This window comes from Heyndrickxia shackletonii, from assembly GCF_001420715.1.
Classification (GTDB): domain Bacteria; phylum Bacillota; class Bacilli; order Bacillales; family Bacillaceae_C; genus Margalitia; species Margalitia shackletonii.
In genome coordinates this window covers 3,511,170-3,527,577 of sequence record NZ_LJJC01000004.1, presented here as the reverse complement: position 1 = coordinate 3,527,577, position 16,408 = coordinate 3,511,170, and the positions used below count along the sequence as shown (strand labels likewise).

12 protein-coding genes are annotated in these 16,408 nt (G+C 37.5%); 8 read left to right on the top strand and 4 right to left on the bottom strand.

Annotated elements, in window-relative coordinates; all coding sequences use genetic code 11:
• The first annotated feature begins 47 nt into the window (after positions 1-47).
• The 8 genes from AN964_RS16960 to addA all read left to right on the top strand — a co-directional run bounded on the left by AN964_RS16960 (position 48) and on the right by addA (position 14,861).
• Complete coding sequence (locus tag AN964_RS16960; protein ID WP_280513070.1) at positions 48-1,541, top strand: acyl-CoA synthetase; 1,494 nt, start codon at positions 48-50, stop codon at positions 1,539-1,541.
• A 130-nt stretch (positions 1,542-1,671) separates the two neighbouring features.
• Complete coding sequence (locus tag AN964_RS16955; RefSeq protein WP_055740820.1) at positions 1,672-2,460, top strand: TIGR00266 family protein; 789 nt, start codon at positions 1,672-1,674, stop codon at positions 2,458-2,460.
• Between the two features lie 178 nt (positions 2,461-2,638).
• Positions 2,639-3,103, top strand: coding sequence for a YndM family protein (locus tag AN964_RS16950; protein WP_055740819.1), 465 nt, complete (start codon positions 2,639-2,641; stop codon positions 3,101-3,103).
• A gap of 492 nt (positions 3,104-3,595) precedes the next feature.
• The gene (locus AN964_RS16945) at positions 3,596-5,044 is read left to right on the top strand and encodes a GntP family permease (protein WP_055740818.1); all 1,449 of its coding nucleotides are present in this window, start codon (positions 3,596-3,598) and stop codon (positions 5,042-5,044) included.
• Between the two features lie 43 nt (positions 5,045-5,087).
• A complete protein-coding gene (locus tag AN964_RS16940) occupies positions 5,088-5,873 on the top strand; it encodes a 3-hydroxybutyrate dehydrogenase (protein WP_055740817.1) in 786 nt (261 codons plus the stop codon).
• An 80-nt stretch (positions 5,874-5,953) separates the two neighbouring features.
• On the top strand, positions 5,954-7,378 hold the full coding sequence (locus tag AN964_RS16935; protein ID WP_055740816.1) for a sigma-54 interaction domain-containing protein: 1,425 nt from the start codon (positions 5,954-5,956) through the stop codon (positions 7,376-7,378).
• Positions 7,379-7,642: 264 nt separating this feature from the next.
• Positions 7,643-11,134: a helicase-exonuclease AddAB subunit AddB gene (gene addB, locus AN964_RS16930; protein WP_055740815.1), complete on the top strand. Its 3,492-nt coding sequence runs from the start codon at positions 7,643-7,645 to the stop codon at positions 11,132-11,134.
• Positions 11,112-14,861 carry a helicase-exonuclease AddAB subunit AddA gene (addA, locus tag AN964_RS16925; protein ID WP_055740814.1) on the top strand — a complete coding sequence of 1,250 codons (3,750 nt, stop codon included), beginning with the start codon at positions 11,112-11,114 and terminating at the stop codon, positions 14,859-14,861. Before addB ends, addA begins: the two co-directional genes overlap by 23 nt.
• Positions 14,862-14,921: 60 nt before the next feature.
• Here addA and AN964_RS16920 read toward each other — a convergent pair whose 3' ends face one another.
• The 4 genes from AN964_RS16920 to gerPC are packed head-to-tail and all read right to left on the bottom strand — an operon-like array spanning position 14,922 to position 16,379.
• Complete coding sequence (locus tag AN964_RS16920; RefSeq protein ID WP_055740813.1) at positions 14,922-15,140, bottom strand: spore germination protein; 219 nt, start codon at positions 15,138-15,140, stop codon at positions 14,922-14,924.
• A gap of 54 nt (positions 15,141-15,194) precedes the next feature.
• Positions 15,195-15,584, bottom strand: coding sequence for a spore germination protein GerPE (locus tag AN964_RS16915; protein WP_055740812.1), 390 nt, complete (start codon positions 15,582-15,584; stop codon positions 15,195-15,197).
• 5 nt (positions 15,585-15,589) lie between these two features.
• A complete protein-coding gene (locus AN964_RS16910; RefSeq protein ID WP_055740811.1) occupies positions 15,590-15,769 on the bottom strand; it encodes a spore germination protein GerPD in 180 nt (59 codons plus the stop codon).
• Positions 15,759-16,379 (bottom strand): spore germination protein GerPC, encoded by a 621-nt coding sequence (gerPC, locus tag AN964_RS16905; RefSeq protein WP_055740810.1) that lies wholly within the window; start codon positions 16,377-16,379, stop codon positions 15,759-15,761. The genes AN964_RS16910 and gerPC overlap by 11 nt, the downstream gene beginning before the upstream one ends.
• Positions 16,380-16,408 lie beyond the last annotated feature (29 nt).

The window sequence follows — 16,408 nt, the reverse complement described above, 5'->3', positions numbered from 1 at the left end:
AACTCTTCTTTTTACAATAAAAAGAAAGAGAGAAGGGAGAGTCAGCGGTGGAATTGGATTGGATTTCAAGTCGGACACGATTAACGCCTAATAAAATGGCATTAATGGATGTTACTAATGATACATCTTTAACATATAGCGAATTAAATGAAAGAGCAAACAAATGGTCAACCTTTTTTGCGGAAAAAGGGATTGAAAAAGGTGACAGGGTTACATTGCTTGCTTCTAATCAAAAAGAAGTTTTTGAGATTATGTTTGCGTGCGGCAAGCTAGGAGCGATTTTTGTTCCTCTTAACTGGAGATTATCAGTAGATGAATTAAATTATATTCTTGAAGATTGCAATCCTAAACTTCTTCTTTATAACGAAAAATTTTCAGAAACTGTTTCACATTTAAAAAATGTAAAGAACAACTTTGCATTGAGGGATATTATACAATCAGATATAAGAATAAGTCAGCCATTTGACATTTTGCTTACAGAAACAGATCCATGGCTGATGATTTATACAGGGGGAACAACAGGTAAACCAAAAGGGGTTATTTTATCCCACCAATCGATTATTTGGAATGCGATTAACACAATTATCAGCTGGGGATTAACGAGTGAAGAGGTTACCCTTAACTATCTCCCGTTGTTCCATACTGGAGGAATAAATGCCTTATCTGTTCCAATTTTAATGAATGGTGGAACGGTAGTGATCGGCGATCAGTTCCATGCTGAGGAGGCTGTTCATTACTTAAATAAATATAAGTGTACGATAGCATTGTTTGTTCCGACCATGTACCATATGATGGTCGGAACGAAAGGATTCCAAGCATCAACGTTCCCAAGTATGAAGGTCTTTCTTTCCGGAGCAGCCCCATGTCCTTTATCCATCTATGAAAAATTTTTTGCGAAAGGACTGCCATTTAAAGAAGGTTATGGTTTAACAGAAGCAGGGCCGAATAATTTTTTCATTTCTCCTAATGATGCAATATGGAAAAAAGGTTCTGTAGGAAAACCGATGGCGTTTAATCAAATTAAGCTTATAAAGATAGATGGAACGGAAGCAGGTACTGACGAGGTTGGCGAAATTCTTATTAGGGGGAAACATGCTTTCAAGGAATATTGGAATAATCCAATAGAAACAGCGGAAGCCTGGAAGGATAGCTGGCTTTATTCAGGCGATTTAGGAAAAAAAGATAGGGATGGTTATTATTATATTGTCGGCCGTAAAAAGGATATGATTATCACTGGCGGAGAAAATGTGTATCCGCTTGAAATTGAGCACTGGTTATGTGAGCACCCTGATGTGGATGAGGCAAGTGTCGTGGGACTATCAGATGAAAAATGGGGTGAGCGAGTGACTGCATTTATTGTCTTGAAAACTGACCGAATTGGAAAGGAAGAAGAGCTGAAAATTCATTGCTCTCAAAAATTAGCAAAATACAAAATCCCGAAGGAGTTTGTATTTTTGCAGGAATTGCCAAAAACGCATGTCGGGAAAATTGACAAAAAGTATTTAAAGGAACAATACGAACACAATTGGAAGAACGCTTAGTATTAGGCGTTCTTTTTAAAACGTAAGAAAAAATGAAACATTTTCGCCACAAAAACAGTTAACAATATTAGCAATTCCAATCCTCAATATTTTAAAATTATATTATGACCAAGAAAATGGAGGAAAATATATGAACAACCATGAAATTGATTACAAAATTTATGGCGATGATATGCAATTTGTCGAAGTGGAGCTTGATCCCGGGGAAACAGTAGTAGCAGAAGCGGGAAGTTTAATGATGATGGAAGATAATATTCATATGGAAACAATCTTTGGTGACGGCTCCAATAGTTCTTCCGGTTTAATGGGCAAGCTTTTTAGTGCGGGAAAAAGAATGCTGACGGGTGAGAGCTTGTTCATGACAACCTTTACGAACGAAGGATATGGTAAAAACCATGTTTCCTTTGCTGCTCCGTATCCGGGAAAAATCATTCCAATGGATTTAAGTGAATTAGGCGGAAAAATTGTGTGTCAAAAAGATGCTTTTTTAGCGGCAGCTAAAGGAGTATCGGTCGGCATTGAATTTCAAAGAAAGATTGGAACAGGCTTCTTCGGCGGTGAAGGCTTCATCATGCAAAAGCTGGAAGGAGATGGCTTGGCATTTATTCATGCTGGAGGGACGATACATAAAAAAGACTTAGCACCTGGTCAATCGCTGCGTGTTGATACAGGCTGCTTAGTAGCAATGACAAAGGATGTTGATTACAGCATTGAATTTGTGAAGGGAGTAAAAACCGCATTATTCGGAGGCGAAGGACTATTTTTCGCTACCTTAAGAGGACCGGGCACAGTTTGGGTACAATCCCTTCCATTTAGCCGTCTTGCTAGCAGAGTATTTGCAGCAATGCCGCAAGTTGGCGGTTCGAAGGATGAAGGCAGCGTAGCGAAAGGATTATTTAATTTATTTGATGGTGATTGATGAGTAGGGCGATAATAGCCCTATTTTTTTTATGTTTAGGAAATAGAACTTTTGTTCCATTGTATTGCTTCAGATAGTAATAATTGATTTTTCTCTGTCTTTATCCAGTTAGCATAAATACTTCTAGTAATAATTTTTCCATATTTGTTCAAAATACCTCTAAAAGGAGGTTATTTACTTGAATCATGCTAAAGCATTTATCTTAAAATTTATTGCTACATTTGTTGTTTTGTATATTATTCTTGGTGTAGTATACAACATGGCGTTAAGAGATGTTTTCTTTATCTCATTAGTTTTAGGTGTAGTTGCATATATCTTAGGTGATTTGTTTATTTTACCTAGAACAAACAACACAATGGCCACCATATCTGATTTTGTCTTATCTTTAATTGTGATTTGGGTATTAGGTAAGGCTTTAGGATATGACCGAAATTTATTATTAATCTCTTTCATTAGTTCTTTGGTCGTCACTGTATTTGAATTTTTCTTCCATATCTATGTTGCCAAGTTATTTGATACCGGTAGAGAGCGAAGAGATGAAATAAACACAAATCAACGTAATTTGAAATATCAAACAGAGACATCAGAAGAAATTTACCCAGTTAGTCCAAATCAGGATAATGATACAGATAAAGACAGATAAGTAATCCTTCTAATACCCAATTTTATTGGGTATTTTTTATGGAAGTGAAATCGAAGGATTGTCTGAAGAAATTTTAAGCATGGATCCATGTCTTATGATGTTCTGTCCTATTAGAGTCTTGCTGCATCATTTCACAGTGGATAAGGGTATTACTATTTTTGTCAAAGACGACGAAATCTGTACGTTAACGCAGCGTCGTCACGCAAAAAACATCCGATAAAAAATTCCGTAACTCTGGAATAATTCCGGGAATACGGAATAATTGTTCTGTCAAATTTCCGAGTTTTCGGAATCTTTAACGATCCTTTTACCTAATATAATAATTATTCTCATATTTCACCCTGAATTTTACGATTGGCATAAAAATTGCATATTAATTATGAGCTGGGAGTTAAGCAGTGGAGGTGAATGTATCACTGAAATGTAATCGCTTTCTGAAGAGCTGTTAATCACGAATCTTAGGGAAAATTTAACTTAAAAAGGGGATATCTGATGGAAATAATTATTATTCTTTTAGCACTCGGCCTTTTAATGTTTGTTGCGTACCGAGGCTTTTCGGTCATTTTATTTGCTCCGATTTGTGCGTTGTTTGCTGTCTTATTAACGGATCCTAGTCATGTTTTACCGTTCTTTTCTAATGTCTTTATGGAAAAAATGGTTGGGTTTATCAAAAATTATTTTCCTGTCTTTTTACTTGGCGCCATTTTTGGAAAGGTGGTCGAAATGTCCGGACTTGCCGAATCCATTGCAAAAACAATCGTCAAGATCGTTGGAGCAAAAAGAGCTATTTTTGCTATCGTCCTTTTAGGAGCCATTTTAACCTTTAGCGGAGTAAGCTTATTTGTTGCTGTTTTTGCCATCTATCCATTTGCAGCCCATTTATTTCGCGAAGCCAATATTCCGAAGCGCTTAATTCCAGGTACGATCGCACTCGGCTCTTTTGCCTTTACGATGGATGCTTTACCAGGGACACCGCAAATTCAGAATGTTATTCCAACCTCTTTCTTTAAAACCGATATTTATGCGGCGCCAACCCTAGGGATTATTGGATCTATTTTTGTCATAATATTAGGTCTTTTATATTTGGAATCTCGAAGAAAGAAAGCAGAAAAAGCTGGGGAAGGCTATTTAGGTTTTAAGAATGAAGAATTAGCTGCTGCGAAGGAATCTGGTTCTCCTTTAGCATATGAACCTAATTCGATGCCTGATTTACAATCAAACACATCTGTTGCCCGTCAAATACTGGCCTTTGTTCCATTAGTACTAGTAGGAGTTATGAATAAAGTATTTACCATTTTCATTCCAAAATGGTATCCTAATGGTTTTGATTTTTCCGCTATCGGTTTGAAGGCGTTTGGAACGGTTGATGTATCTGCGGTTGCGGCCATTTGGGCGGTAGAAATGGCATTGATCGTTGGGATTATTTCAACCATTCTTTACGATTGGAATAAAGTGAAGACTAATTTTAAAGAAGGACTTAATACCAGCATTGGCGGGGCATTATTAGCAACCATGAACACTGGTGCAGAGTATGGATTTGGCGGAATCATCGCTGCCTTACCGGGATTTACTTTAATCAGCAACGGAATATCACATACTTTTACAAATCCATTAGTGAATGGTGCCGTTACTACGACTACATTAGCAGGTATTACAGGATCCGCTTCCGGAGGGATGGGAATTGCGCTAAGTGCGATGGCAGATAAATATAACGCAGCAATCGCCCATTTTAATATCCCGCCAGAAGTAATGCACCGTGTCATCGCAATGGCATCAGGCGGTATGGATACGCTCCCTCATAACGGAGCAGTTATAACTTTACTAGCCGTAACAGGATTAACACATAAACAATCGTATCGAGATATTTTTGCTATCACGATTATCAAAACACTTGCAGTATTTTTTATTATCGCACTTTATAGTATAACTGGTCTTGTCTAATAGAAAATTTCAAATAAATTAATCATCTTAAGGAGGAGCTACAGTGGAAAATAATTTATCTGGAAGAGTCGCTTTTATAACTGGTTCAGCTAGTGGAATTGGTTTAGAAATTGCGGAAACCTTTGCACGTGAAGGTGCTAAGATTGTTATTTCAGATTTAAATGAAGAAAAGAGCGATACAGCAGTTCAAAAACTTAAAGAGCAAGGATACTACGCCACCTCTTTTCCATGCGATGTAACAAATGAAGAGAAATTAACCGATGCACTTGACCAAACGATAAAGGAATTTGGCAGACTAGACATTCTTGTCAATAATGCCGGCTTACAGCATGTTTCACCGTTAGAAGAGTTTCCTACAGAGAAATTTGAATTAATGATTAAAATAATGTTAACGGCCCCTTTTACAGCTATTAAACATGTATTTCCGATTATGAAAAAGCAAAAATTTGGGCGGATTCTTAATATGGCCTCAATAAATGGATTAATTGGATTCAGCGGTAAAGCAGCATATAATAGTGCGAAGCATGGGGTGATTGGTCTTACGAAGGTAGCAGCGTTGGAGGGAGCGGAATACGGAATTACTGTTAATGCCTTATGTCCCGGTTATGTTGATACCCCGTTGGTTCGCAATCAGCTGCAAGATTTAGCCAATACGAGAAATGTCCCTTTTGAAAGGGTAATTGAAGAAGTAATCTTTCCGCTAGTCCCGCAAAAAAGACTGTTAGACGTTTCTGAAATTGCGGATTATGCAGCCTTTTTGATAAGTGAGAAAGCAAGAGGGGTGACAGGTCAAGCGGTTGTACTAGATGGTGGCTATACGGTACAGTGAAAATTTGAAAAATAAAAAAATTCTCCCCTCCTTTGCTATAATAGTTAATATAAAATCTTGAACGGATGGGGAGAAATACGATGAATTTAGGAATCGGCAGACTTCCATTTAAGTGGCTGGATGAAATCGTCAATCTTGCAGCTGAAAGAATTGTCGTTGTTGATCGCGACGGTATTATTCGTTATATTAATCCAGCTTATTGTGAATTTCTTGGAACAACAGTTGAGAAAGCAACGGATCAACCGGTACAGGATATTATCGAAAACTCACGAATGCATATTGTAGCGAAAACTGGTCAGGCTGAATTAGCCGCAATTCAGCCTATCAATAACAGTGAAATGATTGCAAATCGCTATCCTTTGTATATAGAGGAAGAATTAGTTGGCGCCGTAGGAACTGTAATGTTTAAAAATCCTCAAGAGTGGTGGGAGTATTCGAAGAAAATCCAGCCAATCCTCGATGAACTAAACTATTATAAAAACAATTTTGAAAAAGGGTTAACTAGTAAATATACATTCTCTGATTTAATTGGGACAAGCCCCGAATTTATAAAATCTAAAAAGCTAGCTGAAAAAATATCGGTCAATCATTCAGCTGTATTATTAATAGGAGAATCGGGAACCGGCAAAGAATTATTTGCCCATGCCATACACCAAAATAGTCCAAGGCAGCATTTCCCATTAGTCCGTATTAATTGCGCTTCCATACCTGAACATCTGCTGGAATCAGAATTATTTGGATATGAGGAAGGCGCTTTTACGGGAGCGAAAAGAGGAGGAAAAAAGGGAAAATTTGAATTAGCAAACTATGGAACTATCTTTTTGGACGAAATAGGTGATATGCCATTAGCTATGCAAAGCAAACTGCTTCGGGTTTTACAAGAAAAAGAAATCGAACGGGTAGGCGGGCAAACACCGATATTTATTGATGTAAGAATTATCGCTGCAACTCACCGAAATTTAGAGAAAATGGTAGAAGAGGGTAAATTCCGTCAAGATTTATACTATCGGCTAAATGTGATAAGAATTGAGATTCCGCCTTTAAAAAATCGAAAGGATGATATACCCGCAATCGCAACAAATCTCCTAAGAAAACTAGAAAATAGATTCCATCGGCAAGGGGTGGAAATGTCTTTCGAAGTCTTAAACAAACTTATGAACCATAAATGGCCGGGAAATATACGCGAATTAGAAAATGTGCTGGAACGTGCCATTAATGTTTTAGAGGGTACCAACAAAATAGAAATGAAACATCTCCCATTATATTTACAAGACGATCAAATCTATATGAATGGATATCAGGTTTTACATAATGAAAATAGTCAAAATAATATAGATGGAATCGAAACTGTTCGTCCATTAAAAGAAACACTAGCCTTTGTGGAAAAACAAGCTATTTTAAAAGCCTTGAAAATTACAAACGGAAATAAGCAAAAAGCAGCAAAGCTATTAGGAATCGGAAAAACAAAATTATATGATAAATGTAAATGGTATCAAATTAAGTAGCATGAAAGGTTGTGCTACTTTTTCTTTTTGAAAAAACATTGAATAGGTTAAAGCGATCCTCTTTTTAGCAGCAAAGCAGGTAAATCGATACTTCATGATCGTTCTGTTATTATTGTGGTTTTAAAGGAAAAATAGTAATCTATTAATAAGAATATATGTTCTGATACGTATTATATCCAGTATTTTTCTCAAATATTGGCGGATGATTATATTATAATAGATACATATCTAGGAACGGTTTGTTTTGAGAGGAGATGAGTAAATATGTCTGTTCGTTTTGTGATTGGGCGTACTGGTACGGGAAAGTCGAAGCTTTTTATGGATGAAATAACGGAAAATCTTAAAGAATCCCCTAGTGGAAATCCGCTTATTTATATTGTTCCGGATCAGATGACATTCTTATCGGAATATCGTCTCATTAATACCCCGGGATTAAAGGGGATGATTCGAGCTCAAGTATTTAGTTTAACGAGGTTGGCTTGGCGAATTTTACAAGAAACTGGCGGTATCAGCAGAACGCATATTTCTAGTGCCGGCCTCAATATGCTTATTCGCAAAATAGTGGAGGATAAGAAGGACCACTTGAAGCTTTTTGGACGAGCAGCAGATAAGACAGGTTTCATTGAACATGTAGAAACGATGTTAACGGAATTCAAACGATATTGTATTAAGCCGGAAGAACTTGCAATAGAAAATCAGGAAGCACCTAATTCATTGAAGGATAAATTACATGATTTAGAGTTGATATATCACCATTTTGAAGAAGCATTACAGGGAAAGTATCTAGATACGGAAGACTATATGAGGCTATTAGCGGAATCTATTGAAAAATCTACTTATCTACAAGATGCAGAAATATATATTGATGGTTTTCACAGCTTCACCCCGCAAGAATATATGGTGATTGGCCAATTGATGAGGGTCTGTAAACGGGTTTCTATTGCTTTAACACTTGACCAGTCATTTCGCACGGAGGAACCGGATGAATTACATTTATTCCGTATGTCTGGAGAGGCATATCAAACACTCTATAAAATGGCGCTGGATGTGCAGGCAGGGGTAGAGGATGATGTTCTTCTTACTTATCCACATCGCTATGAAAATAGGAGTATCCAGTACTTAGAATCTGTATTTGAGAAAAGGCCAGCAAGACCATTCTTAGAGGATACAAAGATGCGTATTTTCCATTCTGCTAACCGCCGGGCGGAAATAGAGGGGATTGCACGAGAAATCCGCAGGCTAGTAAGGACAAAAGGCTATCGCTATATGGATTTTGCTATTCTAGTTCGGAACGGACAAGATTACCAGGATGTGATGGAGACGGTTTTCTATGACTATGAAATTCCTTATTTCATTGATCAAAAGAGACCAATGTTTCACCATCCTTTAATAGAATTGATTCGTTCAACTATAGAAACTATTAATAGTAATTGGCGCTATGAGTCCGTGTTTCGCGCAGTAAAAACCGATTTGCTGTTCCCATTAGAAAGTAATCATCATGACCTCCGAGAAAAAATGGACCGTCTTGAAAACTATGTAATTGCTTATGGGATAAAAGGTAATAAGTGGGTAAGCAAGGAAAGATGGGTATACAGAAGAATCAGGGGACTTGAATTAGAAAATGTTCCCCAAACAGATGCGGAAAAACAGATGGAACATGAGCTAAATGAATTGCGTTTATTTATTTCAGCACCTATAAATCGATTATCCAGACGGTTAAAAAATGCGAAAAATGGACAAGAGCTCTGTGAAGCCCTATTTCTCTACTTAGAAGAGCTTGATATCTCTGCTAAACTAGAAAAACTCTGTGTCCTAGCGGAAGAAAAAGGCGATCTCGTATCAGCCAGAGAGCATGATCAAGCTTGGAACGCCGTTATCGATTTAATCGATCAATTTGTTGATATATTCGGAGAGGAAAGCATTTCCCTAAAGGAATTTGCTCTCATAATGGATGCCGGATTAGAGGCTATGAGGTTTTCACTCGTTCCGCCTGCAATTGATCAAGTTCTTGTTGCGAACCTTGAATTATCTCGGCTTTCAGATATAAAAGCAGCATTTGTTATTGGTCTTAATGATGGGGTAATGCCGGCAAGAATGAGTGAAGAAGGAATATTAGCTGACTCAGATCGTGAAGCCTTACTTCAAAATGGAATTAAGATAGCACCTAGCAGCAAAACAAGGCTTCTTGATGAGGAGTTTATTGCCTATAAAGCATTTACGACACCTTCCAATTATTTGTACTTGTCCTATCCCTTAGCAAATGAAGAAGGCAAAGCATTATTGCCATCACCATATTTGAAAAGAATGAAGGAGCTCTTTCCGAATGCACAAGAAACGGTAGTTGTGAATGATCCATCTGAAATAAATTTCTCAGAACAGCTAGAATATGTCTCTCATCCAAATACAGCTATAGCCTTTTTAACTTCACAGCTGCAGCAAAAGAAACGCGGGTACTCTGTACCAGATTTTTGGTGGGATGTTTATAACTACTATATAAAGAGTGCAAAGTGGAAACAGCCAACGGTCCATATCTTATCGAGCCTTTTTTATCAAAATAAAGCTAAGCAGATAACGGAAAAGACATCTAAGGAACTTTATGGTGATAAAATTTTAGCAAGCGTATCAAGGATGGAGCTTTTCCATGGATGTCCGTTCTCACACTTTGCTACACATGGACTGAAACTGAGAGAAAGACAAATATATAAATTGGAAGCACCTGATATCGGTGATTTATTTCACGGTGCATTAAAATGGATATCCGATGAGATTAGGAAGCACGGATTATCATGGTCTTCTTTAACAAAGGATCAATGTAATGCTTTAGCTAAAGAGGCGGTTGCATATTTGGCTCCTAAGCTCCAGCATCAAATCCTTCTTAGCTCTAACCGCCATCATTATATTAAACGAAAGCTTGAGCAAGTAATTGGACGTGCTTCCCTTGTGTTAAGCCAGCAATCGAAGCAAAGCGGCTTTGTACCTATTGGGATGGAGCTTGATTTCGGCGCTAAGTCTGAATTGCCTCCTCTAACCTTTACGCTGAGGAATGGAACAAAAATGGAATTGCAGGGGCGTATTGATCGTGTTGATAAAGCAGAGGATGACAATGGGGTTTATTTAAGAGTAATTGATTATAAGTCAAGCGCTCGAACTCTGGACCTGACAGAAGTGTATTATGGACTGGCATTACAAATGCTTACCTATTTAGATATTGTAGTGACAAACTCCAAAACTTTAGTAGGTACAGATGGTGTACCTGCCGGAGTATTGTATTTCCATCTCCATAATCCGATTGTTAAGAGCAATAAAATTTTAACACTGGAGGAAATAGAAGAAGAGATTTTCAAGAGCTTTAAAATGAAGGGTTTAATGCTAGACGATGCAAACGTGGTTAAATTAATGGATCAATCATTGGAAAGCGGCACCTCAAAAATTGTATCTGCAGAGTTAAAAAAGGATGGAACATTATCAGCTCGATCACAGGTTGCTGGAAAAGAGGATTTTAAAATCCTTCACAACTATGTTCGAAATCTTTATGAAAAATCAGGGAATGCCATTTCTTCCGGTGTTGTGGATATAAATCCATATCAATTGAAAAAACGAACACCTTGTGAATTTTGTTCGTATAAATCCGTTTGCCAATTTGATCAATCTTTAGACGATAACCAATACAGAATTTTAACACCAGAAAAGCCTAATGATTTGCTGAATTTAATTCGAGAGGAGGTTTTGAGTGGTGAAAACAATTATTCCAATTAAGCCTGTAGATTCCACTTGGACGGATGATCAATGGAAGGCCATAATGGCAAAGGATCAAAATATATTAGTTGCCGCTGCAGCCGGATCTGGCAAAACTGCTGTACTAGTGGAAAGAATCATTCAAAAAATCATCGCTAAAGATGATCCGATTGATGTTGATCAATTACTAGTAGTAACGTTCACGAACGCTTCTGCTGCAGAAATGCGTCATCGTATTGGTGAAGCGTTGGAGAAGGAAATAGAAATCGATCCGACCTCAAACAGGTTGAGGAGACAGCTGACATTGTTGAACAGGGCGTCTATTTCCACACTGCATTCGTTTTGTTTGGAGGTTATTCGCAAATATTATTATTTAATAGATATAGACCCGGGTTTTCGAATTGCCGACGAAACAGAAAGAGAGCTGCTTCGGGACGAATGTTTAGACGACTTATTTGAAACGGAGTATGGAAAAGAAAATAATGAGGCTTTCTTCCATCTAGTGGATACTTTTACCAATGACCGCAGTGATGCTGCGTTGCAGGAATTAGTTTGCAAATTGTATGATTTTTCACGGTCTCACCCAAATCCGGATATATGGCTCGATCAATTAGTAGAAATGTATGATGTTTCAGAGGGCATGGATATTGATCAACTTCCGTTTATGGAAGCACTTCGTTTTGATATTTCCTTGCAACTTGAAGGAGCTAAAGGAATGCTCGAGGAAGCATATGAAATGACGAAGCTGCCCGGGGGCCCTGCGCCTAGAGCGGAAAACTATTTGGATGATATTGAAGTCATAAGTAAAATCTTGAAAGTGACTGGCGGTTCTTGGAATCAGCTTTATGAAGCAATGAATAATTGGTCATTCGGGCGGGCAAAGCCATGTAAAGGCGATGAATATAACAAAGACCTAGTAAAAGAAGCGGATGATCTAAGAAAAAAAGCGAAAGAAACAATAGAGAAAATTCGTGATGAACTGTTTTCGCGTAAACCTGAGTATTTCTTAAAAGATATGCGCGAGATGAAAGATGTTATTTTTACCCTCGTTTTGACAGTAAAAGAATTTGCCAAAAAGTTTGAGCAAATGAAAATGGAAAAAGGAATGGTGGATTTTACAGATATAGAGCATTACTGTCTTGGCATATTAGGAAAAATGACAGAAACAGGAGAGACCTTAGAGCCGTCTGAGGCAGCGCTTGATTATCGCAACCAATTTAAAGAAGTGTTAGTGGACGAGTATCAGGATACGAATATGGTACAGGAGACCATTTTGAAACTTGTCACTCGTGTAGGGGACGAAAATGGAAATTTATTTATGGTTGGCGATGTTAAACAATCCATTTATCGCTTTCGATTAGCTGAGCCGAACCTTTTTTTAAATAAATATAACCGATTTTCCCCGTCGGGAGAAAACACAGGATTAAGAATCGATTTGTCCAAAAACTTCAGAAGCAGACAAGAGGTATTGGCAGGAACAAATTATCTCTTTAAACAAATCATGGGGGAAAATGTTGGGGAAATAAATTATGATCCTCAAGCCGAGCTTGTAAAGGGCGCTTCATATCCGGAAGATTCCCAATATCCGATAGAATTGGCTTTTATAGATCTGGAAGATAGTAAAGGCGATGATTCGGAAGAGTACACGGAAATGAATGATGAGTTTGATAAAATAGATTTAGAGAAATCTCAGCTTGAGGCGCGTTTCATGGCGCAGAAAATTAAGAAACTAATAAGTGAACAAAAGGAAGTATTCAATCCTAAAACGGGCACCTATCGACCAATTCAATATCGGGATATTGTTATTTTACTTCGTTCAATGTCGTGGGCCCCAGAAATTATGGAGGAGTTTAAGTTAGCTGGAATCCCGATATATGCAAATCTTTCAACGGGATATTTTGAAGCAACAGAAGTGAGTATTGTTATGTCTTTGTTGAAAGTGATTGATAACCCATTTCAGGACATTCCTCTTGCAGGAGTGTTAAGATCTCCTATTGTTGGGTTAGATGAGGAACAATTAGCAACGATTCGTATTCATTCAAAGCAAGGGACATATTATGAAGCGCTTGTATCATTTTTAAAAGAGAGGCCGACAGAAGAAACGGAAGAGATATATGAAAAGCTCAACCGCTTTACCAAAAAGTTAAGTATTTGGCGAGATAATGCAAGGGTGGGTGCCTTAACTGACTTAATCTGGCAAATATATCGGGATACTCATTTTTATGACTTTGTCGGTGGATTACCTGGAGGGAAGCAACGACAGGCAAATCTGAGATCTTTATATGATCGTGCTAGGCAATATGAGTCAACCTCTTTCAGAGGCTTATTCCGATTTTTGCGGTTTATCGAAAGAATGCAAGAAAAAGGAAATGATCTTGGTGCTGCAAGAGCAATAAGTGAACAGGAGGATGTGGTCCGAATGATGACCATTCACTCCAGTAAAGGATTAGAATTTCCAATTGTCTTTGTTGCCGGTTTATCGCGAAAATTTAACATGATGGATATACAGCATTCGTATTTATTTGATAAAGAATTTGGATTTGCGTGCAAGTATATGAATGTTGAGAAAAGAATTACCTATCCATCATTGCCTCAGCTTGCTTTTAAAAGAAAGAAAAAATTGGAAACTTTATCCGAGGAGATGCGTGTTCTTTATGTCGCATTAACGAGGGCAAAGGAAAAGTTATATTTAGTCAGCACCTTAAAAAGTGCTCAAAAATCGATTGGAAAATGGAAAAAGAATGGATTACATGTTGATTGGCTGTTGAAGGATGACGTAAGAGCAAGAGCAACATCCTATATTGATTGGATAGGACCTGCATTAGTTCGTCATCATGATTCACCACTTGCTGATGGGAAGGAATGTTTGGTAGAGGAAATCTGGAACCATCCATCAAAATGGAAAATTATGATTCATTCAAAAAAAGAATTCATGCAAATGGAAACGGTACAGGCTGAATCGTTGAATTGGAAAGAAACGGTGAAACATGGAGAGGCTATGAGCATACAGACGGAAAATAAAGAACAAATTTACAAAAGGTTGGATTGGTCCTATTTCCATGCTGCTTCCACAATTAGACGTTCGAAACAGTCCGTTTCGGAAGTGAAACGTATGTATGAGGTTCGCGACGATGCTTCTAGTTCGGAAGTAGTGAAAGCTTTTGAAAAGCCAATATCCGGACGTCCGAGATTTATGCGGGAGAAGAAACTTTCTCCAGCTGAAAAGGGGACGGTATTGCACATGGTAATGCAACATGTACCATTACATGAAATGCCGACGATTCATTCCATTGAAATACTACTCGAAGACATGGTGAAAAAGGAGCTTCTCACAAGTGACCAAATTAGTGTGGTGGAGCCGGAAAATGTCGTTCGATTTTTTGAAACAGAGCTAGGACAGCTAATGTTAAAATCGAAAATGGTAAAAAGGGAGGTTCCTTTCAGTTTAGCAGTACCTGCTTCTGAAATGTATCAAGATCATACATTAAAGGATGAGTCTATCCTGATTCAAGGGGTTATCGACTGTTTGATAGAAGAAAAGGACCATATTATTTTGCTTGATTATAAAACAGACGGAATTTATGACCGATTTAAAGGTGGTTTTGAGGAGGCAAAGCCTGTTTTGGAAAAAAGATATAAAACGCAGCTCGATTTTTATGAAAAAGCCCTGCAGGACATTTTACAAAAGTGCGTAAAAGGCAAATATCTTTATTTCTTCGACGGCGGCCATCTCTTACAGTTGGGATAAGGGGACCTGTCCCCCATTCCCACGAAAAAAAAGGCTTTGATCACATGAGGCAAAGCCTTATTAATTATTTCCGATGATCGGTTGATCCAGTACTGAATAATTAAATGTAGTATTTAGGCTGAGAAAATTATTGTTTATGACTATTACTCCTGTTGTAAAAGCTCCTGAACCAGAGGATATTTTTGTATTTGATTTTGGAGAAGTAAAGGCAGAATCTCCGAATTGCGTAACTCCGCCGCTCATATTGACAATCTGTAATGGCCCGATAATTGCAGGCATGAAAAACATCCTTTTTCATTTAGTCTTCATGTTCCACATACTATGCGGAAAGTTTCAAGGACGTTCTCCTTCATGAGTGCTTTTTAGCTGACGAACATGATGTGTTCTTGCTTCTAGATAAGCATCTCCAATAGTGCCTATTTGAAAAAGAGAAGCGGTGGATATACCGATAATTCTTACACGATCAACTTTAATTACTGGGTCAATGTTATAACGGTGAAATTGTATATTTTCGGTAATTGGAGGAATCGGAATCAATTCACTAAAAATAGGGAAGTCCTCAAAGGAAGCTTCAAATCCAAAAAATAATTCTTCCTCGCGTTGGACGGCAAAGGCTCTCGAATTTGCTTTAATATGAGTGGTATCGCCTACATGAACATTCGAGCTAAAAGCGACATCATTAATTTTACATTCCTGAACGACAGAACTTCTAATTCCTTCCATTTCGCTTATCCTCTTGGAACAAATGGCACGAAAGGTCCAATAATAAGCGATTCTGCAGGTGTATCAAATGTGGAGGCCTGCTGAATACTTTCTGCATCTCCGATAATAAAAAGGGAAGAGCTGGCAATCCCGATAATTTCAATATTTTCAACATGTAATTCTCGATTAATAACATTAAGTTCCATTCGAATTTCCTCCATTCAAGTTGTTTGGAAGCTTGGAGATAAACATAAAGACTGCCTGATCTATATCAGCCTTCATTTTTTGATAAACTTGGTTTAATAAATCTTCTTTGGATGTATTACCAAGATTTTGCCCGGCCAGGATATTAAGATAATGATCCACTCTTTGCGGAATTTGTTTCTGGAGATCATCAATAATAAAATCTTGATATTGCTGATCCAGTGTCATTCCTAATTGTTGTTCAGTGTCATTAATAACCATGTGTATATCGTTTCCTGCATAATGATTTAGTTTACTTATTAGTTCTTGTCTAAAATCGGGGTCTGAAACTATTGGTGGGTTATGCGGATTATTTTGAGGTATATCCATATCCTCAATGGTTTCCGTTAAGTCTGCTGGATTTAATCCGATGTTTAAAGTACCATCCAATTTTTCAATTTTTAATTGATCAAATTTATATTCTAATCTTTCCACATTAATGGGAGGCTTTTCTTTTAAAGCTTCCACCTCTTTTTTCAATTCCTTCAGCATTTTTTCAAATCGGGATATTTTTTTTTCTTGATGATGGATATATTGATAAAGTTGTTGTATATATGCATGAATATCTACCATTGTGATAACCTCTCTTTTTATCAATATTT